Annotated in this window: 1 pseudogene; it reads right to left on the reverse strand. The window is 64.7% G+C overall.

Going from position 1 to position 759, the window contains the following annotated elements:
- Positions 1–697, reverse strand: a pseudogene (locus OCL88_RS21080) (PucR family transcriptional regulator); the annotation flags it as partial.
- Between the last annotated feature and the right edge of the window lie 62 nt (positions 698–759).

Consider the following 759-nt stretch of genomic DNA (forward strand, 5'->3'; position numbering starts at 1 on the left):
CGCCCGATTCACGGAAGAGGACCACCGAATGCGTCTCGGTCCCGGCGCTGAAGAGGGCAACATCGACGCCGATGGTGGACTGAAGCGCCGCGGAACGGTGGGTCAAGGTAGCGTCCAATGGATCGACGCCGGACCCGGCACCACCGGCGTCCAGGATGGTAACCACCTGCCAGGGACCCTTGCCCTGAATCTCCTTCCACCCGGCCACCGCAGCCACCGCGTTGGATTCCCCTCCACAGGCGGCCAGGAACTCCTGCTCCCTCCGGCGGCGGAACTCGGACTCCGCCGTGTTCGAGTCCAGCAGCAAGGCCGCGAGCAGGTCCAGCTCGTCACGCACGCCGGGCAGTTGGGTGAGGATCGCCGTCGCACTTTGCTCCTCGAGGTCCTGCTGCACCCACAGGTAACCGACGCGGAAGCCGCGCACCAAGAGCGGCACGCAAACGCGCCCCAGCATGCCCAAGTCAGGGTTGGCCGGAATCACTACGGGACGGACCGCCGTCGCGATACCGTGCGACAGCTGCCAGGCGCTGACGTCGCTGGGCACGCGCTTGCTGAGCAGGAAATTCACCCGAACCCGGTCCGCGTGGGACTGGTTGGAACTGTAGGCAAGAAGGACCCCGTCAAGGTCCTCAAGGGACAGTCCCCTGCCCAGCTTTAGCGCTACGCGTTCAACCAGTTGCTCGACGTCCTGTTGCATCCAAAAAGCGTACCAACAGCAGGAGACACTTGACGCTTCGCTTCTCGACAAATGTCGAGTGC

This window comes from Paenarthrobacter sp. PAE-2, from assembly GCF_026013155.1.
Taxonomy (GTDB): Bacteria; Actinomycetota; Actinomycetes; order Actinomycetales; family Micrococcaceae; genus Arthrobacter; species Arthrobacter ureafaciens.